Here is a 24,126-nt window from a genome sequence, read left to right on the forward strand (position 1 = left end):
GTCTGATCGATCTAAGGACTCACGGCACCTCAAAGTGCTGAGGCACCTGTTTTTTAAAGTCTCCTCCCGAACTGTCTCGCCGGCTTGTGGATGGCTATTGCCGCCACTCGCCATGCGGCGTCCCATTGAGGTTACCAGAACCGCTTGAGTCACCAGCACGCCGCGCTAGCATCCTCCCATGATGAAGAACGTCGCCAACTCCCCCACCTTAAACACCGCTTTCCTGCTCATGGCACAGTACGGCGGCAAAGCTATCATTCCAGTTGAGGAAGTGTGTCGCGATTATTTCTCGCATCTCGATCCGGCCAAGTTCATTCGCAAGGTCGGTGCGGGCGAGATCGAGATTCCCATGGTGCGGATGGAGAACAGCCAGAAGTGCGCCAAGGGAATCCATCTGCAAGACTTGGCCGACTATCTTGCTTGATGCTCGCCGCGAGGCGGCGTTGAGAGAATATCGGCAGCTAAACGGCTAGAGTCTCGCACGGCGATTTTTTGTTGGGAGCGACCAAGCGCCGCGCCACGAAGATCAGTACGACTCGCTATTTTCCGAAAACACCGAAAAATGCAAGAAATGCCGATGAAATAAGGATAACTTCATTTATTGAAAACTGCCCGTTTCCAATCCATCATCGGCGCAACGGAAAAAAGCCGGGACAAGCCAATCTCACTGCGTCCAAATAAATCAAATTTATCAAATGACTTATTCGACATCCCGGCTGTCTCGTCAAAAACCGTGCTCGCTCGCATTTGCTCGAAACGGTGCAACAAATGCAACATGGGATGCTGCGCGGGCGTTACATTGCACTTTCGAGGCCAGCATCGGAACCCCAATCTCCAGAAAACCAAGAAGTTGCTGTCTCACCTGCCGTCACGCTGATAGGCATCGATGCCAGCAGGGGTGCTGGACAGTCCCGACTCCTCCGGATGCGGGAAGCGCGAGTATGACCCGCGCGGGAAGCGCCCACACGAGATAAATCACAGGGTGATCGGAGCCCTGCTTTCCATGCCGCGGATTGAGGGTGGCCACTCGGGACGTTGGCCACCCTTCGTTATTCAGTTCAGCGTCCCTAGTATCGCCGACAGCTTGTCTCTACCCGCTTTGTCCAGAGGCTTCACCGGCAACCGCGGTGCGCCGACCGGCACTCCGGTGATGTCGAGCCCGGCCTTGATCGTCTTGGGCAAGCCGCCCTTGAGGATGAAGTCGAGCAAGGGCAACTGCCGGTAGAAGGACGCTCGGGCATCCATGAGGCGGCCCTGCCGGGCTGCTTCGTAGAGTTCGATGTTGGCGGCGGCGATCAGATTGGCGGCGGCCGTGCACCAGCCGGTCGCACCAGCGGCGAAGGCTTCGAGAGCCAGGGGGTTGCAGCCGTTGTAGAACGGAAGCTGTCCTTCGGTCCGCAGATAGATCTGGTGCATCCGCTGGATGTCGCCGGTGCTCTCCTTGACCATCGTGACATTGTCGACGGCATCGACGATGCGCAGGATCAGATCAACCGGCATGTCGATCCCGCTGACCGCGTGGTTATTGTAGAGCATCACCGGCACGCCGACGGCCGTTCCTACCGCCTGATAGTGCGCGACGATCTCTTCCTCCTGCAGCTTCCAGTACGATGCCGGAAGCACCATGACCGCAGTGGCGCCGAAGGCTTCCGCCGCTCTCGCGCGCCTTACTGCGCCGGCCGTCGTCAGATCGGAGACGCTGACGATCACCGGGACGCGGCCGTTGATCGTCTTCACGCTGCGTTCGGCGACGGCAGTCCACTCCTCCTCGCTCAGATAGGCGCCTTCGCCGGTGCTGCCGAGGGGCGCAATGGCGTGAACGCCCGCGTCGATCATCCGCTCGATGGTCAGGTCGAGCGCATTCAGGTCGAGGCGGCCTTCGTCGTCGAAAGGCGTGATCGTGTAACCAATGATGCCATGGATGGCGTGATCGGGCATGTGCAGTCCTTTGTGATGGTAGAGGGTAGTCGAGCGCGGGAGCTCAGAGCAGGCAGTCGTTGTGGCGACCCAGGACCCTGCGGGAGTAATAGTCGAATGCCGCGCTGTGGCGCTTCGGCTTGGAGATCCAGTCGTGCGCTTCGCGCGCCAGGTTCTCCGGGATTGGCTTGATCTCGCCGGCGGCCATCGCCAGCAGCTGCATCTTCGCCGCGCGTTCGATCAGCATCGCCAGCACGCAGGCTTCTTCGATCGTGGCGCCGGCGATCAGTTGCCCGTGATGCGAGAGCAGGATCGCCTTCTTGTCACCGATCGCTCCGGCGATGATTTCGCCTTCCTCGTTGCCGACTGGCACCCCGGGCCATTTCTCGAGGAAGGCAACCTCGCCGTACAGCGGACACAGGTCCATGTGCGACACCGCCAGAGGCACCTCCAGCGTCGACAACGCTGCGATATGGAGAGGATGGGTGTGGATGATGCAGTTAACGTCCGGCCGTGCCCGGTAGAGCCAGCTATGAAACCGGTTTGCCGGGTTGGCCATGCCGCCGCCTTCGAGAACATTGAGGTCCTCATCCACAAGAAGCAGGTTCCGGGCGCTGATCTCGTCAAACCCGAGTCCGAGGCGCTGGGTGTAATACGTTCCTGGCGCTTCAGCACGGCACGTGATCTGGCCGGCCAGACCGGAATCGTGGCCGCCTTCGAAGAGGATGCGGCAGGTCAGAGCGAGCTTCTGGCGATCGGTCCAGGTATTCTCCGCGATCGCGGTCTTCATCCGGCTTTCGGCCAGCTTCACGAGCTCGTCCTTGGGCGCGGTCATTGTGGTCATTACAGGCTCCTTTCAAGTCTGTCGCGATGATCGCCATCTCTTCGCAGCGACCGTCCAGCGTGCGTCCGAGGGTCGGCGCCGGTTCGGTAACGAACTCCGGAAACTACGACGCCTGCCCGGGTTGCGGCGCCTGTTGTCCGCTGTCATAAACCGTACCTGGCCTAGCTGATAGTGCCAGTTTTGATACAGGAGATAGGCCGGTGGCGTCGCCGCATCACCTCAGGCTTGAACTGGTCAGCGATGGCGCACGGCCGGTTTTCATGGACATCGCCTATTCGATCATAGGCGAGATCGAACGCGGGCGGCTGAAGCCCGGTGATCGGCTCCCCGGAACGCGGGCGCTCGCGTCCAGTCTCCAGGTCCATCGCAACACCGTAGACGCCGCATATCAGGAACTGACCATGCAAGGCTGGCTCGTGGCCAGGCCGGCGCGGGGAACCTTCGTCGCCGACGACCTGCCCGCGCCGGAAAAACAAGAAGCACCGCCGCTCTCGCGCCGATCGCCGATCGACCCGCCGCGAATAAGCGCCGCACCTCCCACATTGCGGGTTTCGGACGGCGCGCCCGACGCGCGACTCATGCCGGCGGCCCAGTTGGCGCGATCGTTTCGGGCCTCGCTGATGACGCCGGCCTTCGTCGGCGGGGGCGGCTATGGCGATCCGCGCGGGGCGATCAGACTGCGTGCGGCTTTGTCGGATTATCTTATTGCCGAGCGCGGGCTCACCGCCTCGGCGAACGATATCCTGATCACCCGCGGCAGCCAGATGGGCCTCTATCTTGCCGCCGCGGCGCTGCTCGATCCGGGCCAAGCCATCGCGGTGGAGGAGCCGGGCTATCCTTTGGCCTGGGCCGCATTTCGCGCCGCTGGCGCTCGCGTGCTCGGCGTTCCCGTTGATTCACACGGGATCGACGTTGATCGCCTGTCGGCGCTCGCCGAGCGCGAACCGGAACTGCGCGCCGTCTACGTCACTCCGCATCATCAATACCCAACCACCGTCACGCTCGGCGCGAGCCGTCGCCTCAAACTTCTCGACCTTGCACGCCGCAAGCGGCTCGTCCTGATCGAGGACGATTACGACCATGAGTACCGGTTCGAAGGCAGGCCGGTGCTGCCGCTGGCGGCGCGCGCCGATGCGGAGCGCGTGGTCTATCTCGGCTCGCTTTCCAAGCTGCTCGCTCCCGCGGTGCGCGTCGGCTACGCGATTGCAGCGCCAGCCATCCTGACGCGGATGGCGGATCGGCGCGAGGCCATCGACCGGCAGGGCGACGTGCCCCTCGAACAGGCACTCGCCGGCTTGATCGAAGATGGCGAGCTACGCAGACATACCCGGAAGGCCCGCCGCATTTATGGCGAACGGCGCGACCGGTTTGCCGCAGCGATCCGCCGCGAACTTGGCGACCATGTCGATTTCGAGTTGCCGGCGGGTGGCCTCGCCTTGTGGCTGCGTTTGCGCTCCGGACTCGATGCGGAAAGCTGGGCTGCGAACGCGGCGCGCGCCGGACTCGTGGTCTCGCCCGGTGTGAGGTTTGCGCTCGACGCCGCGCGCGCGCCGCAGGCATTTCGGCTTGGCTACGCCAGCCTCACCGAGACAGAACTGGACGTGGTCGTGACGCTGATGAAACGTGCGATCGACAACTAAATTAGAGCGTTTTCAAGCGAAGTGGACACCGGTTCGCGTGAAGAAAACGCGACAAAACAAAATCATAGAGCCCGCTTCCGCTTCTATCAGAAGCGGAAAGGCTCTAAGAGTTCTGATTATAGGGGTATGCCACACCAGGCCGCCGCCGCGCATGCTGTCAGCTACCAGCGATAGCTCACCCTGCCGAGCACCGTGCGCACGCGCCCGACATTGCATTGAACGAGGTTGAAACAGCCCACGACATACTGGTTGTCGAACAGGTTGGTGACGTTGACGGAGAATCGCCAGCTGTCGATATCGTAGCGCGCCATCGCGTCCACCACCGTATAGGCCGGCGCATTGAAGGTATTAGTCCAGTCTCCCGCGCTTTCCGAGACATAGCGTATACCGCCGCCGAAGCCGAGCCCGTTCAGCGCACCCTCGCGGATGGTGTAGTCGGCCCACACCGATGCGAGATGCGGCGGCGTTGTCACCGGCCGTTTGCCGAAATTGATATCATTGCTCTGGGTGACCCTCGCGTCGTTGTAGGCATAGGCGGCGGTCAGGTTGAGATTGCTGGTCAGGCTGGCGACCGCCTCGAACTCGAAGCCACGAGAGACGACCTCTCCGATCTGGATCGAAAACCCCGGATGAGCCAGATCCGCCGTCGTGACATTCTGACGCCGCAAATCGTAAACCGCAGCGGTCAACCGCAAATTCGTATCCTTCGGCTGGAACTTGACACCTACCTCATATTGCACCCCGGTTTCCGGCCTGAGCGGCAACCCGTCGAAGGTCCTGCCGGAAAGAGGCGTGAAGGATTCGGCGTAGCTGACATAGGGAACCACGCCGCTGTCGAACTCGTAGCCAAGCCCAGCCCGCTTGGTGAAAGCGCTGTTGTTTTGATTGGTGACGGAGCCGCCGATGGTATCGACCGTGGTGGCGTCCGTCCAGTCGTGTCGTCCACCGAGAGTCAGGATCCAGCGGTCGAGCTTGATTTGATCCTGAACGTAGATACCCGTGAAGTTGTAAGTTTGCCGGGAGCCATATTGGTCGGCCAACCAAGTAATCGGCGAACCGTAGACCGGTGCGAAAACATCGATCGGAGAGGCGGTGCCATAGCTACTTGCATAAGCGTTCCGGCCCCATCGATAGTCCACCCCGAACAGCACGGTATGTTGAAGGGGGCCAGTCATTGCTCTCAGTTCGGCATGGTTGTCGATCGCAAACGTATCCGTCATATAGCGTAGGTTACCCGCCCCACGATTGAGTGTGCGCAAATCAGCACCCAGAGAACTCGGACTAACGTCGCGATAGGCCCAGATCTCATGAGAGTACTGAAGGTTCTGCCTGAAGGTCAGGCTCTCGGTGGCATGGTGTTGCAGGTTATATCCCGCAAGGGTCAACTCCGTGTCGGTGCGATCGACGTCAGGCTCGCCGATGAACCGCGTGACTGGAATTCGTCCGTTCGGATTCGGCAGCGCCGTTCCCCGCGCCGGGAGGCCGTAGTTCCATCTGCCCTGATTTCTCTGATGCAGGCTGAAGGCTGTGATTTCCGTCTCGGCGGTCGGACGCCAGGTCAGCGCGCCGGATAGAAAAGCGCGCTTGTCATTCGAGAAATCGATGCCGTTGCCGCCTTCGCGCAGCAGGGCGGTGAAGCGATAGAGCAGCGTCTTGTCTTCCGTAATCGGTCCGCCGAAATCGAACGCGCCGCCCCTCTGTTCGAAGCTGCCACCCTGAAGCAGGAATTCATGAACAGGCTTATCCGACGGGCGCTTGGTAACGAGCGCAATCACGCCGCTGGGTTGACCCTGACCATAGAGAACCGAGGCCGGCCCGCGCATCACCTCGACACGCTCCAACCCGTAGGGCTCGAGATCGGACCACGTCGTGGAGCTGCGCAGCCCGTTCAGATAGATGCCACCGTTAGACCCATCGACAGTGAAGCCTCGCATCTGGAACCTGGGCGCGAATTGCTGTTGCCCGGTAGACCCGGCCAAAACGCCCGGCGTGTATTGCAGCGTCTCGGTCAGAGTCTGGTTTCTCCGGGTCTCGATCTGGTCGCGCGTGACGACCGAGATCGACTGCGGCACCTCGATGATCGGCGTGTCGGTTTTTGTGGCGGTGGCGCTGCGGCTGGCGACAAAGCCGTTCACCGGACCCCACGCGGTCTCACCCTGAATATCGATGGTGTCGAGCGCGATTGCCCCGGCGGGCGCCGCGCCGCCGGCTGCGGCGCTATTTGGCCCGACAAGAGTAGCCGTGTTGGCCCCGGTCAGACTGACATTGATTCCAGTGCCGGCAAGCAACATTCGGAGCGCCTGCGCGGGCGGCATGGAGCCATTCACCGCGGCCGAGCGACGGCCATCAGTGAGGCGGGTGGAATAACCGACCTGCCAGCCCGTCGCGCGAATGAAAGCATCGAGCGCCGCCGGCAACGGCTGAGCGGGAATCGAGAACTGAACGGCCCGGCTCTGCGCCGAGGCCGGGGCCGGTTGTTGCGCCGATGCCGGAGACGACAAGCCAACGCCTGCGCAGCACAAAATCGTCGACGCCAGTAGCCACGAGGTCATGCGGCGGAGACTTCCAGCCGTAAAGGGAGTCCCCTGCTTGTTCTTTACCGTCCCCAGTCGAAATGCCATCTGCAACGCCCCGTTCAGTCCCTGGCCTCGCGCGTCCGCTGAATGCGAACGTCGCGCCCTATCACTGAGGACTGAGAAGGACCGCCAATCTCACAAAAAAAGTTCGCGCGGGTCAGCGCAGCACGACGATTCCGCCCGGCAGCACCGTCACGGTCGCGCCGGCGGCTTCCGCCAGCGACTGGATCACCAGAAGCGGTTGATCCAGTTTGTAGTTTCCGCTCACCGAGACCTGCTCGATCGCGCTGGTCGCCACGAAGACCCGCCCGGGATAATAACGGCGCAGATCGTTCAGAACTTCTCCAAGCGGCCGATCGTCGAAACGAATGCGGCCCTCCAGCCACGCGAGCGAACGCTCCGCATCGATTTTTCGGACCGGCGAGATCGAGGTCGCCGTCACGCTGACCGTCTCACCCGGCGACAGCGAAGCATGCTCGCGCGGCTGCGCGCGGTTCGCGACCTCCACGACGCCGCGGCTGAGAACCACGTTGTCTTCGCCGTCATCCAGTTTCACCGAGAACGCCGTGCCCTTGACTTCGACATCTCCGAAATGACCGGCGACCCGGAACGGAATCGGCAATCCGGCGCGCACGTCGAAATAAGCCTCTCCCTTCAGCACCCTGACGTCGCGCTGTCCGTTCACGAAGTCGAGAGCAACCGCGCTCCCGGTGTTCAATGTCAGGCGCGATCCGTCAGGAAGCGTCACCAACCGCTGTTCACCCGCGGCGGTGACGTAGTCGGCCTGCAGCCGCAGCGACAGGTCGGGCCCTTTCGCCAGCGCAAACGCGACGATCACCGCCGATGCGACGGCGGCCGCCTTCTTGGCGAGCGAGCGCCGCCGCGTTTTCTTCTGTGGAGCAGCAAACCCCGTGGCGCTGGCGACATTCTTGGTGGCCTGGAAGAATTCCGGAGCGCCCCAGACTTCCGTGACCCTCTCGAACGCCGCCGCCCGACGGGAATCGCCATCGAGCCAGGCTCTGAAAGCGCGGCTGGTCGCGGGATCGCCGCTCTGCCCTTGCAGGCGCACGAACCAGTCGAGCGCCTCGGCGGTGAACGGATCGTCCGCGCCGGGCTTTGAAGAACCGCCTGCTTCAGGATCGGCAGGGTTGTCCTGTGTCACTCAGATCGCCCGCGTTGCTGCCTGGAGGTCTCATCAGATCTGGAAGTCTCATAAGGTATGACTCCATGCACGATCCGATCTCACAAAAAAAGAGCGAGGCCGAAATCGGGAAAGGGTCTTAACGGGGGAGCGATAGGTCTCTCGGCTAGCTGCGCCTTGGCCGCTCCATGGCGGTCATGCAATGCGCCATCGCCAGCCGCACGCCATTATAGACCGTATTCGGAGAGACGCCGAGATGCTCGGCAATGGCGGGATAGGACCAGCCTTCGATCCGCCTCAGGAGAAGCACCTTTCTCGGCCTTTCGGGAAGCCCGATCAGCGCCTGCTCGAAGAGATGGAGCCGCTGCTTGTCGATCAGCGCCACTTCCGGGGACGGCGCATCGCAGGGAATGTTGAGAACGGCCTTCTCATCGGTGATCGGACATTCGACCTGAGCGCGACGCTGTTGCAGACGCTCCTGGTCAACCGCGATATTTCGCGCGGTCCGGAATAGATAGGCTTGCGGGTTCTCGATCAGACTGCGCTGCGCCGACGCCAGGAGCCGCAGGAAGGTTTCCTGAGTCGCGTCCGCGGCATCCGCCCGATTGCGGAAGCGGCGTAGGAAAAACCGCCGAAGCCGTCCCTCCTCCGTCTGCTGCAACTCCTGAACCAGCGTCCCGAGCATATCGGGGTCTCCTGTTCAACATCAAGGCGGGCGTCATTCCAATGGAAACCCACCCCGACGGAAATCACCCAGATGGAAACCACCGGCGTGATCGACCGAACGACCCGGCCGCATGGTCCGGCCCACATGCGGGGATAACCGACCGCAGCGAGTTTCTTAGCGCGACCGGATTCCTCTCACAAACACAATAATCTAGAATGAGTTTAAGAAAGATCGTCCATAAATCAGATCGAACGAGGCGATATCCATCGCATTGAACTTGCGAATGAATCACCAATCCTATTCGGCGGCGATGGACTTATGCAGGTCCGCGCAGGCGTCATCCGCGGCACGATCGAGAATGAAAGTGCTGTCCGCCGGTCCGAACGCAACGTACTCGCCCGGTCCATCCGTGACGCGCGCCTCTGTTCGCATGGTGATGTCGTCATCAATATAGATCTTCAGCTTGTCGCCGACGGGCTCGATCATGAAGATGCCACCTTCCGCATCGAGATTCTCGCCGGTCATATGGCAGGCGATGCCATCCGCACGGGCATAGTTTGATACGATCGCCCGCCCGTCGGCGCGGTTTGCCTGCTGGTCAAACGCGCATTGTCCGATGGACCGCCACGGCCGGGTGTCGTTGCGACGCATGATTTCCAGTCGGGCGAAGGTCTGGAGCGGCGTATCGACGCTGTCGGGATAGGTTTCACGCCGCAGCGCGAACCTCATGGAGGTCGTCTTCTGATTCGGTTTCTTTGCCAGATGAGCGGCATCGTAATTGCGGGTGAAGCAGGCCTGAGAACCTGCCGCGTCATCAATCAGATCAGGCGCGGCGTGGACATCGGCGGCCGCAACCGACATCGCGGCGAGAATAAAGAGAGCTCGTTTGTTCATCCTCGCCTGCATTTCTGTCCGCCCCTTAGAAAGGACAGAAGTATACCGAAGAGATGGGTGAGGAGGCAGCGGTTATTTAACGGCACGCATCCGGACTGGGTGACTTTTACTTCAGCCGGCGACGCTGCCGCGCTGGCCGGATCTCGACAGCACGTTGAGCTCGCTGCGCAGACGGTCGGGGTCCGAGAGCTCCTTTTCGATTTCCGCATGAAGATGCCGCCAGATCGGCGTCGCTTCCGCCAGAACGGCCCGGCCAGCGGGCGTCAGCCGCAGCAGTCGGGCCCGCGCGTCATTCGGATCGGCCTTCGTCTCGACAAGACGCCGGCGTTCCAGCGGCTTGAGGTTGGCGGTCAGGGTTGTCCTGTCCATGGCCAGCAGCGCCGCCACGTTGCTGACGTTGGGTGGCTGCGGCCGGTTGAGCGACATCAGCAGGGAGAACTGCCCGCTGGTAATGCCGACCGGCTTCAGCGCGTCATCGAACCGTCGCGCGAGCGCGCGCGCCGCCCTCTGGGCGTGCAGGCACAGGCAGGTGTCGCGCACCAGAATCGTGGTTTCGAAGGTAAGACCCGATAATGTACGCATCAGGGAGCTTGACTCCGCGGATATATTACGTTGATATCAACTTATACGGAAGATCGTCAATCAACTCCGGTGCCCCATCCCAAGCGACAGACACGAAAGGAAGCCACGGAACGAAACGGGGATTGCTCTTGAGGCGATCGTTCCTGATGAACTGTCAGCGGGCGGCAAACGTTGATGCTACTCGACGATGACGGCCTTGGGATCTGCTTCAACTGTGTTGAACCTTGAGCATGATCTTTTCCGAAAACCGGTTTCCTCTTTTGAAGATCATGCTCTGGCACGCGCTTCGCCGGGGTCGCCGGGCGCTCGGGCATGTCCTGCCACCTCCATCTTTCCTGATGCGAATCAACACCCCTGTGGGATTAAGGAGACGACCATGAAGATCGTGACCAGCCTCAGCTTCCGGGGCCAATGCCGCGAGGCATTCGAGTTCTACGCCAAGATTCTCGGCGGGACGATCAAGGCAGCCATTCCTTATGCCGATGCACCGCCGGGAATGCCGATCACGGACGAGAAGTACAAGAGCTGGCTGATGCATTGCTGGCTCGATGCCGGCGATCAATCGCTGATGGGCGCCGACATGGATATCGGATGGTCGCCCAACATCGACAAGCCCAAGAACGGTTTCGACGTCACCCTGCACACCCAGGACATGTCCGAGGGACGACGCTGGTTCGATCAGCTCTCCGAAGGCGGGAAAGCAGGCATGCCATTCTCCGAAACCTTCTGGTCGCCCGGCTTCGGCACGCTGATCGACAAGTTCGGCATCCCCTGGATGATCAACGTCATCCCATCCGCTGACTGGAAGCCGCCGCAGGGCTGATCAGAGGTCCCCGGGCTCATGCCCGAGGACATGCTTACCTTGAAAACGCTACAGGCAGGGAATGCGACCGGACGCCGGCTCCGATGGAGCCGGCATATCATCCGCGGGTCGTGTTCAATCCCACGCAAGCGCGCCGCCGTTCTGATATTCGATGACGCGCGTCTCGAAGAAGTTCTTCTCCTTCTTGAGGTCCATCGCCTCGCTCATCCACGGGAAGGGATTCTCGGCCTCGGGGAACACCGGCGCCAGCCCGAGCTGAGCGCAGCGACGGTTGGCGATGACGTGCATGTAGGTCTCGCACAGCGCCGCATTGAGGCCGAGAAAGCCGCGCGGCATGGTGTCCCGCCCATAGGCGGCTTCAAGCTCGGCGGCGTTCTTCAGCATGGCGCGCACCTCTTCCTGGAACGGCTTGGTCCAGAGATGAGGGTTCTCGATCTTGATCTGGTTGATGATGTCGATGCCGAAGTTCAGGTGGATCGACTCGTCGCGCAGGATGTATTGATACTGCTCGGCGATGCCCACCATCTTGTTGCGCCGGCCGAGCGAGAGAATCTGTACGAAGCCGGTATAGAACCACATCCCCTCGAACACGACGTAGAACGCGACGAGGTCGCGCAGAAACGCCTGATCCGCCTCCGGCGTACCGGTCTTGAAGCCGGGGTCGTCGAGATGCCGCGTGTATTTGAGCGCCCAGGCCGCCTTGTCGGTGATGGAAGGCACCTCGCGATACATATTGAACAACTCGCCCTCGTCGAGACCGAGGCTTTCGACGATGTACTGGAAGGTGTGGGTATGAACGGCTTCCTCGAAAGCCTGGCGAAGCAGATACTGCCGGCATTCGGGGTTGGTGAGATGACGGTAGATCGCCAGAACGATGTTGTTGGCGACCAGCGATTCCGACGCCGCGAAGAAGCCGAGGTTGCGCTTGACCATGCGCCGCTCGTCGTCGGTCAGGCCGTCCTTCGATTTCCACAGCGCGATGTCGGCCTGCATCGAGACCTCCGTCGGCATCCAGTGATTGTTGCAGCCGGAGAGATACTTCTCCCAGGCCCAGCGATACTTGAGCGGCAGGAGCTGGTTGACGTCGGCGCGGGCGTTGATCATCCGCTTGTCGTCGACGCGCACCCGCGCGCCGCCGCGATCGATGTCGCCGAGGCCGGCGGCGTCTTTGGGGATGTCGGTCAGCGTTACGGAAGGCGACGGATCGGACGCCACGTCGTTATGCGCAAGCGTCCGCGGTGGAACAGGTCGTACCGGCGTGGAAGGAGAGGTGTCGGACCAATCGAGCATGAGGGTGTTCCTGAGTTTCTTTTCTTTCGTCATGACCCGGAACGAGCAGGCATGACAGTGACATTACTGACACGCCTCGCAGGTCGGATCGTCGATGCGGCAGGATTTCCATCCCTCGCTCGCGGGGGCGGGGGCGGCGTGACCATTCAACGGCGCGGCCGATACCGACGCAGCGACCGCGTTGAGCTTGCCGTCCGTACCCTTGAGGGTCGATTTCTCGACATGCGTCGCCGACCGCGAGCGCAGGTAATAGGTCGTCTTCAGGCCGCGCTTCCAGGCGTGGCGATAGAGCGCATCCAGCTTCTTGCCGCTCGGATTGGCGATGTAGAGATTGAGTGACTGCGCCTGGTCGATCCACTTCTGCCGCCTCGCGGCCGCATCGATCAGCCAGGCCGAGTCGATCTCGAAGGCCGTGGCGTAGAGCGCCTTGAGATCATCGGGAACGCGGTCGACCTCGCCGACGCTGCCGTCGAAATATTTGAGGTCCGAGATCATCACCTCGTCCCACAGGCCGCGCGCCTTGAGATCGCGCACGAGGTGCGCGTTCACCACCGTGAAGTCGCCGGACATGTTGGATTTGACATAGAGATTCTGATAGGCGGGCTCGATCGACTGCGACACGCCGCAGATGTTGGAGATCGTCGCGGTCGGCGCGATCGCCATGCAGTTCGAATTGCGCATCCCGGTGGTCATGACGCGCTGGCGCAGCGAGTCCCAGTCAAGACGGCTGGAACGGTCGATGTCGACCGCCGCGCCGCGCGCTTCATCGACGAGCGCAAGCGAATCCAGCGGCAGGATGCCCTTCGACCACAGCGAGCCCTGATAGGAGGGGTAGCGGCCGCGCTCGGCGGCGAGATCGACCGAGCCGGAGATCGCATGATAGGCGATCGCCTCCATGCTCTCGTCGGCAAAGGAAACGGCTTCGTCCGAGGCATAGGGCAGGCGCAGGATGTTGAGCGCATCCTGAAAGCCCATGATGCCGAGCCCGACCGGCCGGTGCCGCAGGTTCGAGGTCCGTGCTTCCGGAATGGTGTAAAAATTCACGTCCAGCACGTTGTCGAGCATGCGCATCGCGAGCCTGACCGTGCGCGCGAGATGCTCGTGGTCGAGCTTGCCGTCCTTGACATGGTTGACGAGATTGACCGAGCCGAGATTGCAGACCGCGACCTCCGTGGCGGAAGTGTTGAGCGTGATCTCGGTGCAGAGGTTCGAGGAATGCACCACGCCGCAATGCTGTTGCGGCGAGCGCAGGTTGCAGGGATCCTTGAAGGTGATCCAGGGATGGCCGGTCTCGAACAGCATGGTCAGCATCCGCCGCCACAAATCGACGGCGCGGACCTGCTTGGTCACCCGCAATTCGCCGCGCGCGGCCTTCCCCTCATAGCCGGCATAGCGTTCGGCGAAAGCCTTGCCGGTGAGATCGTGCAGGTCCGGCGTCTCGTCGGGTGAGAACAGCGTCCACATGCCATCCTCATCAACGCGCTGCATGAAAAGGTCCGGCACCCAGTTCGCCGTGTTCATGTCATGGGTACGGCGGCGATCGTCCCCGGTGTTCTTTCGCAGGTCGAGAAATTCCTCGATGTCGATGTGCCAGGTTTCGAGATAGGCGCACACCGCGCCCTTGCGCTTGCCGCCCTGGTTGACGGCGATCGCGGTGTCGTTCGCGACCTTCAGGAACGGCACCACGCCCTGGCTTTCGCCGTTGGTGCCCTTGATGTGGGCGCCGAGCCCGCGCACGCGCGTCCAGTCGTTGCCGAGACCGCCGGCATATTTGGAAAGCAACGCATTGTCCTTGATCGCCTTGAAGATGCCGTCGAGGTCGTCGGCGACGGTTGTCAGAAAGCAGGACGAGAGTTGAGGGCGCAGCGTGCCGGCGTTGAACAGCGTCGGCGTCGAGGCCATGAAGTCGAACGACGAGAGCAGGTCGTAGAACGCGATCGCCTTCTCCTCGCGGTCGATCTCGCGCAGCGCCAGGCCGCAGGCGACGCGCATGAAGAATGCCTGCGGCAACTCGAAGCGCACGCTTCCTACGTGCAGGAAATAGCGGTCATAGAGGGTCTGGAGTCCGAGGTAGTCGAATCGCAGATCGCGTTCGGGCTTCAGCGCGGCCGCGAGCCGGTCGAGGTCGAAACGGCCGATCTCCGGATCGAGCAGTTCATTGTCGATGCCGGCTTGCACATAGCTAAGGAAATAGTTCGCATAGCGCCCCGCCATCTCGGCCTGCGTGGCCTGCTCAGGCAGCCCCGTGACAAAGCTCAGGGCCTCGCGGCGCATCTTGTCGAGCAGCAGCCGGGCGCTGACCTTGGCGTAATCAGGATCGGTCTCGACCAGCGTGCGGGCGGCCAGGATCGGCGCCAGCGCCAGTTCATCCACGCTGATGCCGTCATAGAGATTACGATGGGTTTCCGTCAGAATGGCGGAAGCGGAGACATCTCCAAGCCCCGCGCAAGCCTCCTCCACCACGGCGGCGAGGCGCCGGGTGTCGAGAGCGATCAGCGATCCGTCTGCCGACTTCATCCGCAGCGCTGCTTTCGCCGCCGCCGCGCTGCCCTTCTTCGCCTTCGATTCCTGCGCCTTCGCCCGTTCGCGGGCGCGCTCCTCGCGGTAGAGCACATAGGCGCGCGCGACCTTGTGATGCTCGCTCCGCATCAGCGCGAGTTCGACCTGATCCTGAATGTCCTCGATGTGGAAGGTGCGGCCGGCGTCGGAGCGCCGCGTCAGGCTGGCGACGATCTGGCCGGTCAATTCAGCGACGATGTCGTGGACCCGGCGCGAGGCGGCGGCGCTGTTGCCCTCGACGGCAAGGAACGCCTTGGTGAGCGCGACCGCGATCTTGGCGGAATCGAACGGCGACACCGAGCCGTTGCGCCGGATGACCTGACAGGCCGGTTCGCTTGATGGCGCCGTATCCGCGGCAGACAAGGACGGACGCACGATACGCGCAGCAGGTACAGTTTCAGTCGCAGCAGACATCGCTCACCCCGGTCTGGTTGCGAGCCGGGGTCGTGCGGGGACGCGCGCGGAAAAACCTCGCGGCAGACGCCGCGATTCCTGCCGTGCGGCCCGCCGGGACACCCCGCCCAGGGACGTTCTTTTTTTGCCAGGGCAGGTCTACTGGCTCGCGGGTCGTAGCGTCCGTCCGGCCTTCCCGGAACCCTGCGGTTCCAGTGACACTCGATTGGACTCGGCTCGCCGCTTACAGTTGCGGGGGCAGCGCCGGCCTTGCCCGGATCATGGACCGAGGCGCACCGGCTTCCCTCTTAGCTCTCGGTGTTGCGACTCGAGAGACCTTGGCCACTATATTTAGTAGTCACAGCACCTTCGGAGTCAATAAGTCGTTCTGGAATCCGGACACCAATGCTCGCAATCCACAAGCGGGGCGGAACACCGGCCTGCCGAAACTTCCACCCGCCGACCTGCCCGACCCTTGACGCTCGGCTTGTTCAGACCATTATCCCGGCAGATAGGCTGCGGCGTTGCTCCCGCGCCTCAACCGTTGAGCCTGACCGTGACCGAATTTGTCCGACTGAACATGACGCCCCCGAACGGGGAGAAGAAGGTGCTTCTGCACTCCTGTTGCGCGCCGTGTTCGGGCGAGGTGATGGAGGCGATGCTGGCATCGGGGATCGATTACACGATCTTCTTCTACAATCCCAACATCCACCCCCTGAAAGAGTATCTGCTGCGTAAGGACGAGAACGTGCGTTTCGCGGAAAAGCACGGCGTGCCGTTCGTCGACGCCGATTACGACAAGGACAACTGGTTCGCCCGCGCCAGGGGGATGGAGTGGGAACCCGAGCGCGGCGCGCGCTGCACCATGTGTTTCGACATGCGCTTCGAACGCACCGCGCTCTACGCGCATGAGCACGGTTTTCCGGTGATGACATCCTGCCTCGGCATCTCCCGATGGAAGAACATGGCGCAGATCAACGACTGCGGCCATCGCGCGGCCGGACGTTATCCCGATGTGTCATATTGGGACTTCAACTGGCGCAAGGGCGGCGGCGCGCAGCGGATGATCGAGATCAGCAAGCGCGAGCAATTCTATCAGCAGGAGTATTGCGGCTGCGTCTATTCGCTGCGCGACACCAACCAACACCGCCGGAATCATGGCCGGGCGCCGATCGTGATCGGGACGCAATTCTACCGGCAAAGCGAGGAACCGGACGCGACATAAGATTCGTCCGCGCAGGTTGACGGCCCGTGGACGCTGGCCCATAGGATGGGGGGTCGAGGTTCTCCGGGACGATTCACGCCCGGAGCTAAGAGGGAAGCCGGTGCGTCTTCGGACAAAACCGGCGCTGCCCCCGCAACTGTAAGCGGTGAGCCGTGGTCCATCAGTGTCACTGGGAGCAATCTCGGGAAGGCCGGACCAAAGCTGAGACCCGCGAGCCAGGAGACCTGCCCCGGCAACATAGTCGTCCTCGGGCGGGGTGTCCCGGTGGTGCGCTTGCGGTCTCGATGGCGGCGCGCCCGCCAGGATTCCCATGCCGCGTCGCTAAGGCCCAGCCCCCAACACATGGGGTAAAGCCAGTGTCTGTTTCCTCTCCTCTTCCCGTGGCTACGCTCGGCACGCCGCGCATCGGTCCGCGCCGCGAACTGAAAATCGCGCTCGAAAGCTACTGGTCGGGCAAGTCCGACGAATCCGCATTGCTTGAAGCGGCGGCCGGATTGCGCGCCGCGAACTGGGCGCGCCAGAAATCGCTCGGCGTCACCGTCATCCCGTCGAACGATTTCACCTTCTATGATCATGTGCTCGACACCAGCGCCATGGTCGGCGCGATCCCGGATATCTACGGATGGAAAGGCGGACCCGTGCCGCTCGCCACCTATTTCGCGATGGCGCGAGGCGCCCAGGGCGGGAATGACGATGCGGCCTGCGCGCATGGTCATCCGGGCGATGGTCACGCCCATGGCGCGCCGGCGCAGGAAATGACCAAGTGGTTCGACACCAATTACCACTACATGGTCCCTGAATTCACCAGCGGCCAACGCTTTCAGCTCTCGTCGCTCAAGGCCGTCGACGAATACCGCGAGGCCAAGGCGCTCGGCTACCAGACCCGGCCGGTGCTGCTCGGTCCGGTCACCTATCTGAAGCTCGGCAAGAGCAAGGACGCGAATCTCGATCCGCTGTCGCTGCTTCCTGACCTGCTTCCGGTCTATATCGATGTGCTCAAACGCCTTGCGGCGGAGGGCGCCGAGTGGGTGCAACTCGACGAGCCCTGTCTCGTTCTCGATCTCGACGACGCGACCCGCAAGGTGTTGCGCACGACTTATGAACAGCTCGCGGACGCGCTGCCGAAGCTGAAGATCATGCTGACCACTTATTTCGGCGGGCTCGGCGACAACCTGGATGCCGCATTGTCGCTGCCGGTCACGGGACTTCACATTGATCTGGCTCGCGCTCCGGACCAGCTCGAGGCGGTCGCGGCAAAGGCGCCGCACGATCTGGTTCTGTCGCTCGGCGTGATCGACGGCCGCAATATCTGGCGCGCCAACCTTCCCGCGTTGCTCGACCGCCTGGAGCCCATCGTCTCCGAACGCGGCGCCGATCGCGTGCAGGTCGCGCCCTCCTGCTCGCTTCTGCACGTCCCGATCGACGTGGCGCTGGAAACCGATCTCGACGCGGAGTTGAAGAGCTGGCTCGCTTTCTCGGTGCAGAAGATGGGTGAACTGGCGACGCTCGGCGAGGCGCTCGCCAAGGGCCGCGCCTCGGTCGCGGGCGCCCTGAAAGCATCGGCGGACGCGGCCGCCGCGCGCAAGGCGTCGCCGAAGGTTCACGACGCGAAGGTCGAGGGCCGGATCGCGGCCGTCACCTCCGAGATGGCGCGGCGCAAGAGCGCGTTCGCAGAACGCGCGAAGCTGCAGCGCGAGCGCTTCGGCCTGCCGCCGTTCCCGACCACCACGATCGGTTCATTCCCGCAGACCGCCGAGGTTCGAAAGGCGCGCTCGGCCCACGCCAAGGGAACGCTGAGCGACGCCGACTACGAGAAGTTCCTGCAGGAGGAGACGGCGCGAACCATCCGCTGGCAGGAAGACATCGGCCTCGACGTGCTCGTGCATGGCGAGTTCGAGCGCAACGACATGGTGCAGTATTTCGGCGAGCAGCTGTCCGGATTCGCGTTCACCCGGCACGGCTGGGTGCAGAGCTACGGCTCTCGCTGCGTCCGCCCGCCGGTCCTGTTCGGCGACGTGTCCCGGCCCCGGCCGATGACCGTCGGCTGGTGGAAATACGCGCAGTCCCTGACCGCGAAGCCGATGAAGGGCATGCTCACCGGCCCCGTCACCATTCTCAACTGGTCCTTCGTGCGTGATGACATGCCGCGCAGCCTCGCCTGCCGGCAGATCGCGCTTGCGATTCGCGATGAGGTCTCGGACCTGGAGCAAGCCGGCGCGACCATGATCCAGATCGACGAGGCCGCGCTGCGCGAAGGGTTGCCGCTGCGCCGGTCCGAATGGAAAACGTATCTCGACTGGGCAGTCGAATGCTTCCGCCTGTGCGCCAGCGGCGTCGCCGACGCCACGCAGATCCACACCCACATGTGTTATTCGGAGTTCAACGACATCATCGACGCGATCGCGTCGATGGACGCCGACGTCATCTCCATCGAGACCTCGCGCTCCAAGATGGAACTGCTCGACGCCTTCAAGACCTACAAGTATCCGAACGAGATCGGCCCCGGCGTCTACGACATCCACTCTCCGCGGGTGCCGGCGGTCGATGAGATGACCGGGCTGCTCAAACTCGCACGCCAGCGCCTTTCCGACAGGCAGATCTGGATCAATCCGGACTGCGGGCTGAAGACCCGCAAGTGGGAAGAGGTCCGGCCGGCGCTCGTCAACATGGTGGAGGCGGCCAAACTGATGCGTTAACGACAGCTGAAGCATCAGACCGTCGTCCTGATGGCCGGGCATAGCCGTTCGAAGAACGGCGTTGCTTCGCTCGCCCATGGCCCCGGCCGTCAGCGTCTCTGGTCCGGAAACACCTTCAAGATGTTTCCGGCCAAGATGTTTCCGGCCGGCCGTGCAATCGCTTGCCATCACGCCGCTGCTGCGATTTTATGCCGTGCGGGTGATTTGACGAGAACGCCGGCGGAGAGCATTCCGCCGTGCGGCAAGCGAGGAGACAAGCGATGACCGCGTTTCGGCCCCTGATCCTGGCGGTTGCTGCTATGGCGAGCCTGCTGCTCTCGGCCACCACAGGCTTTGCGCAGCGATTCGACGGCGATCAGCCGGGTCTCGTCGCCGATGATTCGTTCCAGCTCGACCCGGAATACCGCAAGCAGGTGGTGCTCTACCGGACGACCGAGCCGCCCGGCACCATCATCATCCAGACCGCGGAACGTCATCTTTATCTCATTCAGGGCAATGGCCGCGCGCTCCGCTACGGCATCGGCGTCGGCCGCGCGGGTTTTCAGTGGCAGGGCATCCTCAATATCACGCGCAAGGCGGAATGGCCGGACTGGACCCCGCCCCCGGAAATGATCGCGCGCCAGCCTTACCTGCCACGCTTCATGGCGGGTGGTCCCGGTAATCCGATGGGAGCCCGCGCCATGTATCTCGGTACAACGGTCTACCGCATCCATGGCACCAACCAGCCAGACACCATCGGGACTGCGATTTCCTCGGGCTGCTTCCGCCTGGTCAACGCCGACGTTATCGATCTGTATGATCGCATTCCGGTCGGCACGCGCGTGATCGTGCGGCAAAAACCCAAGCTTTAGTTCATCATCACGTCATTCGCGCCGATACTTTCCGACATTGCGAGAGGGGCTATCCATGCGGACATTTCGAGGCGGTCTCCTGATAGGCCTCGCCATCGCCACCGCCATCGCGGCGATGGCGATCACCTATGAGCGCTATGACACCAAGACCCTGAAACGAACGCTCCGCCGCGACGCGGTGCTGTGCGGCGTCAACACCGGCCTGCCCGGCTTTTCGAGTTCGGACGAGAAGGGCAATTGGTCCGGCTTCGACGTGGATTTCTGCCGCGCCGTGGCGGCCGCCATCTTCGATGATCCCTCAAAGGTGAAGTTCGTTCCCCTCGCCGTCGACGAACGGTTCAAGGAATTGCAGAGCCGCAAGGTCGATATCCTCGCGCGCAACTCCACCTGGAGCATGTCGCGGGAAACCAATTTCAACCTCTACTTCCCGGCGGTCGCCTATTATGACGGCGAAGGCTTCATGGTCCGCACCTCACGCAAGGCCAACTCCGCGCTCGATCTCGGCGACACCAAGATCTGTGTCCAGTCCGCCACCACGACCCAGCTCAACCTTGCTGATTATTTCAGGGCCAATAACCTGAAATATGAGGAGATCAGGTTCGAGAAGCTGGAGGATGTGCTGAAGGCCTATGACGAGGCCAGATGCGACGTGGTGACCGCCGACGTTTCGCAGCTCTACGCGCTGCGGCTGCGGCTGACCAAGCCCAATGAGAGCTTCATCCTGCCCGACGTGATCTCCAAGGAGCCTCTGGCGCCTGTTGTCCGCCAGCGCGACGACGACTGGATGATGATCATCAAATGGACGCTCTACGCGATGATCAATGCCGAAGAACTCGGCCTCACCTCGAAGAATATCGACGAGGCGATGAAATCGACCAAGCCTGACGTGATGCGGCTCGTCGGCACCGAGGGGCAATATGGCGAGGCTCTCGGGCTGACGAAGGACTGGGCGGCGCGCATCATCCGCCACGTCGGCAACTACGGCGAGGTCTACGACCGCAATATCGGCGCCGATTCAAGGCTGAAGATTCCGCGCGGCCTGAACCAGCCCTGGAACGCCGGCGGCATCATGTACGCTCCGCCGCTGCGGTAAACTTCCTGTTGCAAGCGGAGTGGGATCACGGCGTGACAATCAGGCGCGCTCATTCCGGGTTCATTCCGGCTTGCGTTCAAACGTCAGGATGAGATTGTTGGCGGGCATATCGGTGATCTCCGCGAGCGTCAGGCCGTTGTGCCGCGCCAGCGCCGCAACCTCATCAACGTCGCGCACGCCCCACTCCGGATTGGTGTTGCGAAGACCGGCGTCGAACGCCTCGTTGCTCGGCGCGGTGTGCCGCCCGTCCCGCTTGAACGGTCCATAGAGAAACAGCCGTCCATCGGGGCGCAGACAGTGCGCGGCGCCCGCGAACAGGCCCTCGGCGACACGCCACGGCGCGATATGGATCACATTGGCGCAGAACACCGCGAGCAGCGCGCCGGGCCCCCCGTTTATTTCCGCCAATTGCCCTGGATCCGACAGATCGATCCGCCGGGGCGGCCGGACGTTGGCGAGGTTCTCGTGAGCGGTCCACGCCGCGATGCTGCGGAGATGATGATCGTTGAGATCGCTCGGCCACCAGGTGACGCCGGGCGAGTGCCGCGCGAAGAAAGCTATGTGCTGTCCGGTGCCGCTGCCGGCCTCGAGCACATCGCCTGTCTTGCCGCGCAGGAATTTTTCGAGAACCGTCCAGATCGCGACATGGTTGCGGTGAAACGCCGCCGCGTCGAGACGGTCATCGGCTGTCCACGGCCGGCGGTCGTTGCGGATGTCAGGATTGTCGGCCATGGAACGCTGCCTTTCATTCCGGCGCAATTCCCGCACGGCGGATCCAGAATGCGGACCGTGAAGACGGAGATCAAGCCCGAATCACAGCTCCGCAGTTTCGCGTTTCTGTCCTTGAAGAGACGGCTGGAGAAACTCCTCAATTCCCCGACGGGGAAGCTTGCCAAAGGCAAGGCTTGCGACGTACGCTATCACCACCGGTGCTCTCCGAACTGCTCGGGCGATCCTGCGACGGGATTTGTTCGGGAATTTGCACGCGCCTGAACAGCAACGCGTGCGACAGGATCGCGACGACCACAGGAGGTATTTATGCGTCCTATCATTGCCGCGGCGGGACTGCTGATCACATTCACCGCGCACGGCTTCGCCGCCGAGTCGCAGCCCGCCGACACGCAACCTCTCCAGCCGCAACATCGTCTTGTGATCCAGGTCGACCACAATGACCGGCACACCATGGACTTCGCGCTGACCAACGCCACCGACGTGATCGAATACTATCGCGCGCTTGATCAGACGGTAGCCGTGGAAATCATGGCGTGCGGCCCCGGCCTCCACATGCTGCGTATAGACACCTCGCCCGTGAAGGAACGCATCAAGCGTATCCGGGAAAGCGCATCCCCCAGCAGGATCCAGTTCTCGGCCTGCAACAACACCAAGCAGAGCATGGAGAAGAAGGAGGGTCGTCCGCTCGAAATGCTGCCGGGAACGATGATCGTGCCTTTGGGCGTGGTGCGGCTGTTGGAGTTGCAGGAGAAGGGCTGGAGCTACGTGCGGCCATAATCAGCCGCTGACGTTGACGCCCCGAACGCTCGCTAGAGCCCTTTTGCTTCTGATGGAATCAGAAGCGGGCTCCATGATTTTGATTTGCTGCGCTTTCTTCATGCGAACCGGTGTCCATCCTCGGGTCGAGCCCGAGGACATGCTTCGCTCGAAAACGCTCCAGGCGATCGCGAGCCGAACTGTGACCGGTTGCAATCGCCCCCGCGCAGCATAGATTTGCTGAAGTCGTCACGGGCAGGCAAGAACCGCACGGGGGACAGGGTTGTAGCAGGGGACAGGGTCGTCCGATCATGATCTTTCGCCAGCTGTTCGACAGTGTCTCCGGAACCTACAGCTACCTGATGGCGAGCCGCGCCGGAGGCGAGGCGCTGATCATTGATCCGGTGCTGGAGAAGGTCGACCGTTACTGCCAGTTGCTGCGCGAGCTCGACCTCAGGCTTGTGAAGGCCATCGACACGCATCTTCATGCCGACCATGTCACCGGGCTCGGCGAGTTGCGGGATCGCACCCAGTGCGTCACCGTGATGGGCGAGCAGACCAAGGCCGACGTGGTGTCGATGCGCGTCAGCGATGGCGACAAGGTCAACATCGAGGGTATCGGTCTCGACGTCATGTATACGCCGGGTCACACCGACGATTCCTACAGTTACCTGATGGGCGACCGCGTCTTCACCGGCGACACGCTCTTGATCCGCGGCACCGGCCGCACCGATTTCCAGAACGGCAGCGCCCGCGCTCAGTACGATTCGATCTTCAACCGGCTTCTCAAACTGCCCGACGAGACCATGGTGTTTCCCGCGCACGACTACAAAGGCGACACGGTGTCCACCATCGGCGAGGAGCGGCGCCACAACCCGCGGCTCCAGGTGCGTTCGATAGACGAGTACATTGAGCTGATGGATAACCTGAAACTACCGAACCCGAAGCTGATGGACGTGGTGATCCCCGCCAACATGCATGTCGGCCTCAGGCAGGACGATCTGGCGAAGCAAGGGCTGGCGCTGACGCCGCGCGAGGCGATCGCCCGGCTCGGCCAGCCCGACATCCTGCCTGTCGATCTTCGCGAAACTCACGAGCGCGCCAGGCACGGCACGCTGGCGGGCGCGCTGCATGCGCCCTATCCCGGCATCGCCGACAGCCTGAAGCCCGGCGGCATGCTGCGCGAGGTGGCTACCGCAACCGGCCGCCGCATCGTGTTCTTCTGCGCTTTCGGCGAACGCTCGGCCATGGCCGTCACCGCGGCCAAGGACGCCGGCCTGACCAACGCTGTGCATATCGAGGGTGGCATCGACGCCTGGAAGAGAGCCGGCGGACCGGTGGTCGCGGGCTGAACCAGCGGATGCCCTGGAGCCTCGTTCTCCTCCGGGTGGACGGGCGCATGATGGGACGCTTCACCACGGAAGCGCCCATAACCACGTCGGCGCCA

Annotated in this window: 18 protein-coding genes, 1 pseudogene and 2 riboswitches; of the genes and pseudogenes, 9 read left to right on the plus strand and 10 right to left on the minus strand. The window is 62.5% G+C overall.

The window, feature by feature from the left end; all coding sequences use genetic code 11:
- Nucleotides 1–178: 178 nt before the first annotated feature.
- Nucleotides 179–473: pseudogene (locus tag ACMYR2_RS16795) on the plus strand (pyocin activator PrtN family protein).
- 580 nt (nt 474–1,053) lie between these two features.
- On the opposite strand, the gene ACMYR2_RS16800 reads toward ACMYR2_RS16795, so the two are convergent.
- Both ACMYR2_RS16800 and ACMYR2_RS16805 read right to left on the minus strand, forming a co-directional pair.
- Nucleotides 1,054–1,938, minus strand: coding sequence for a dihydrodipicolinate synthase family protein (locus ACMYR2_RS16800; protein WP_347262958.1), 885 nt, complete (start codon nt 1,936–1,938; stop codon nt 1,054–1,056).
- A 43-nt stretch (nt 1,939–1,981) separates the two neighbouring features.
- Nucleotides 1,982–2,761 carry an aldolase gene (locus ACMYR2_RS16805; RefSeq protein WP_347262957.1) on the minus strand — a complete coding sequence of 260 codons (780 nt, stop codon included), beginning with the start codon at nt 2,759–2,761 and terminating at the stop codon, nt 1,982–1,984.
- 200 nt (nt 2,762–2,961) lie between these two features.
- Between ACMYR2_RS16805 and ACMYR2_RS16810 the strand changes: the two genes are divergently transcribed.
- Nucleotides 2,962–4,401: a PLP-dependent aminotransferase family protein gene (locus ACMYR2_RS16810; RefSeq protein ID WP_347262956.1), complete on the plus strand. Its 1,440-nt coding sequence runs from the start codon at nt 2,962–2,964 to the stop codon at nt 4,399–4,401.
- A gap of 161 nt (nt 4,402–4,562) precedes the next feature.
- Here ACMYR2_RS16810 and ACMYR2_RS16815 read toward each other — a convergent pair whose 3' ends face one another.
- From ACMYR2_RS16815 to ACMYR2_RS16835, 5 genes are all read right to left on the minus strand, one after another.
- On the minus strand, nt 4,563–7,022 hold the full coding sequence (locus ACMYR2_RS16815; RefSeq protein ID WP_416193323.1) for a TonB-dependent siderophore receptor: 2,460 nt from the start codon (nt 7,020–7,022) through the stop codon (nt 4,563–4,565).
- 112 nt (nt 7,023–7,134) lie between these two features.
- Nucleotides 7,135–8,139, minus strand: a complete 1,005-nt coding sequence (locus ACMYR2_RS16820) for a FecR family protein (RefSeq protein WP_347262954.1) — start codon at nt 8,137–8,139, stop codon at nt 7,135–7,137.
- A gap of 145 nt (nt 8,140–8,284) precedes the next feature.
- On the minus strand, nt 8,285–8,803 hold the full coding sequence (locus ACMYR2_RS16825; RefSeq protein WP_347262953.1) for an RNA polymerase sigma factor: 519 nt from the start codon (nt 8,801–8,803) through the stop codon (nt 8,285–8,287).
- Between the two features lie 279 nt (nt 8,804–9,082).
- Entirely contained in the window at nt 9,083–9,679 is a 597-nt protein-coding gene (locus ACMYR2_RS16830) for a hypothetical protein (protein WP_347262952.1), read from the minus strand.
- Nucleotides 9,680–9,790: 111 nt separating this feature from the next.
- The gene (locus ACMYR2_RS16835; RefSeq protein ID WP_347262951.1) at nt 9,791–10,261 is read right to left on the minus strand and encodes a MarR family winged helix-turn-helix transcriptional regulator; all 471 of its coding nucleotides are present in this window, start codon (nt 10,259–10,261) and stop codon (nt 9,791–9,793) included.
- A 376-nt stretch (nt 10,262–10,637) separates the two neighbouring features.
- Between ACMYR2_RS16835 and ACMYR2_RS16840 the strand changes: the two genes are divergently transcribed.
- Nucleotides 10,638–11,084 carry a VOC family protein gene (locus ACMYR2_RS16840; protein ID WP_347262950.1) on the plus strand — a complete coding sequence of 149 codons (447 nt, stop codon included), beginning with the start codon at nt 10,638–10,640 and terminating at the stop codon, nt 11,082–11,084.
- A 114-nt stretch (nt 11,085–11,198) separates the two neighbouring features.
- On the opposite strand, the gene ACMYR2_RS16845 is transcribed toward ACMYR2_RS16840, so the two are convergent.
- Complete coding sequence (locus tag ACMYR2_RS16845; protein ID WP_347262949.1) at nt 11,199–12,374, minus strand: ribonucleotide-diphosphate reductase subunit beta; 1,176 nt, start codon at nt 12,372–12,374, stop codon at nt 11,199–11,201.
- Between the two features lie 63 nt (nt 12,375–12,437).
- Complete coding sequence (locus ACMYR2_RS16850; protein ID WP_347262948.1) at nt 12,438–15,347, minus strand: ribonucleoside-diphosphate reductase subunit alpha; 2,910 nt, start codon at nt 15,345–15,347, stop codon at nt 12,438–12,440.
- A 113-nt stretch (nt 15,348–15,460) separates the two neighbouring features.
- Nucleotides 15,461–15,682: riboswitch (cobalamin riboswitch) on the minus strand.
- A gap of 200 nt (nt 15,683–15,882) precedes the next feature.
- On the opposite strand from ACMYR2_RS16850, the gene ACMYR2_RS16855 reads away from it, so the two are divergent.
- From ACMYR2_RS16855 to ACMYR2_RS16870, 4 genes are all read left to right on the plus strand, one after another.
- Nucleotides 15,883–16,551 carry an epoxyqueuosine reductase QueH gene (locus ACMYR2_RS16855; RefSeq protein WP_416193324.1) on the plus strand — a complete coding sequence of 223 codons (669 nt, stop codon included), beginning with the start codon at nt 15,883–15,885 and terminating at the stop codon, nt 16,549–16,551.
- A gap of 39 nt (nt 16,552–16,590) precedes the next feature.
- Nucleotides 16,591–16,798: riboswitch (cobalamin riboswitch) on the plus strand.
- A 133-nt stretch (nt 16,799–16,931) separates the two neighbouring features.
- Nucleotides 16,932–19,247, plus strand: coding sequence for a 5-methyltetrahydropteroyltriglutamate--homocysteine S-methyltransferase (gene metE, locus ACMYR2_RS16860; RefSeq protein ID WP_416194121.1), 2,316 nt, complete (start codon nt 16,932–16,934; stop codon nt 19,245–19,247).
- A gap of 260 nt (nt 19,248–19,507) precedes the next feature.
- A complete protein-coding gene (locus tag ACMYR2_RS16865; RefSeq protein ID WP_347262947.1) occupies nt 19,508–20,098 on the plus strand; it encodes a L,D-transpeptidase in 591 nt (196 codons plus the stop codon).
- A 55-nt stretch (nt 20,099–20,153) separates the two neighbouring features.
- On the plus strand, nt 20,154–21,191 hold the full coding sequence (locus ACMYR2_RS16870; protein ID WP_416193325.1) for an amino acid ABC transporter substrate-binding protein: 1,038 nt from the start codon (nt 20,154–20,156) through the stop codon (nt 21,189–21,191).
- 60 nt (nt 21,192–21,251) lie between these two features.
- Here the strand turns inward: ACMYR2_RS16870 and ACMYR2_RS16875 are convergent, their stop codons facing one another.
- Nucleotides 21,252–21,923, minus strand: a complete 672-nt coding sequence (locus tag ACMYR2_RS16875; RefSeq protein WP_347262945.1) for a DUF938 domain-containing protein — start codon at nt 21,921–21,923, stop codon at nt 21,252–21,254.
- Between the two features lie 306 nt (nt 21,924–22,229).
- Between ACMYR2_RS16875 and ACMYR2_RS16880 the strand changes: the two genes are divergently transcribed.
- Entirely contained in the window at nt 22,230–22,700 is a 471-nt protein-coding gene (locus ACMYR2_RS16880; RefSeq protein ID WP_347262944.1) for a hypothetical protein, read from the plus strand.
- A gap of 290 nt (nt 22,701–22,990) precedes the next feature.
- Nucleotides 22,991–24,031, plus strand: coding sequence for an MBL fold metallo-hydrolase (locus ACMYR2_RS16885; RefSeq protein ID WP_347262943.1), 1,041 nt, complete (start codon nt 22,991–22,993; stop codon nt 24,029–24,031).
- Nucleotides 24,032–24,126 lie beyond the last annotated feature (95 nt).

Source organism: Nitrobacter sp. TKz-YC01 (genome assembly GCF_047824785.1).
In the GTDB taxonomy this organism is placed as follows: domain Bacteria; phylum Pseudomonadota; class Alphaproteobacteria; order Rhizobiales; family Xanthobacteraceae; genus Nitrobacter.

Bases quoted from the DNA above. Each gene is read 5' to 3' on its own strand.
- ACMYR2_RS16800 (WP_347262958.1), bottom strand. From the start codon at position 1,938: ATGCCCGATCACGCCATCCATGGCATCATTGGTTACACGATCACGCCT.
- ACMYR2_RS16805 (WP_347262957.1), bottom strand. From the start codon at position 2,761: ATGACCACAATGACCGCGCCCAAGGACGAGCTCGTGAAGCTGGCCGAA.
- ACMYR2_RS16815 (WP_416193323.1), bottom strand. From the start codon at position 7,022: ATGGCATTTCGACTGGGGACGGTAAAGAACAAGCAGGGGACTCCCTTT.
- ACMYR2_RS16825 (WP_347262953.1), bottom strand. From the start codon at position 8,803: ATGCTCGGGACGCTGGTTCAGGAGTTGCAGCAGACGGAGGAGGGACGG.
- ACMYR2_RS16830 (WP_347262952.1), bottom strand. From the start codon at position 9,679: ATGAACAAACGAGCTCTCTTTATTCTCGCCGCGATGTCGGTTGCGGCC.
- ACMYR2_RS16835 (WP_347262951.1), bottom strand. From the start codon at position 10,261: ATGCGTACATTATCGGGTCTTACCTTCGAAACCACGATTCTGGTGCGC.
- ACMYR2_RS16840 (WP_347262950.1), top strand. From the start codon at position 10,638: ATGAAGATCGTGACCAGCCTCAGCTTCCGGGGCCAATGCCGCGAGGCA.
- ACMYR2_RS16845 (WP_347262949.1), bottom strand. From the start codon at position 12,374: ATGCTCGATTGGTCCGACACCTCTCCTTCCACGCCGGTACGACCTGTT.
- ACMYR2_RS16850 (WP_347262948.1), bottom strand. From the start codon at position 15,347: ATGTCTGCTGCGACTGAAACTGTACCTGCTGCGCGTATCGTGCGTCCG.
- ACMYR2_RS16865 (WP_347262947.1), top strand. From the start codon at position 19,508: ATGACCGCGTTTCGGCCCCTGATCCTGGCGGTTGCTGCTATGGCGAGC.
- ACMYR2_RS16870 (WP_416193325.1), top strand. From the start codon at position 20,154: ATGCGGACATTTCGAGGCGGTCTCCTGATAGGCCTCGCCATCGCCACC.
- ACMYR2_RS16875 (WP_347262945.1), bottom strand. From the start codon at position 21,923: ATGGCCGACAATCCTGACATCCGCAACGACCGCCGGCCGTGGACAGCC.
- ACMYR2_RS16880 (WP_347262944.1), top strand. From the start codon at position 22,230: ATGCGTCCTATCATTGCCGCGGCGGGACTGCTGATCACATTCACCGCG.
- ACMYR2_RS16885 (WP_347262943.1), top strand. From the start codon at position 22,991: ATGATCTTTCGCCAGCTGTTCGACAGTGTCTCCGGAACCTACAGCTAC.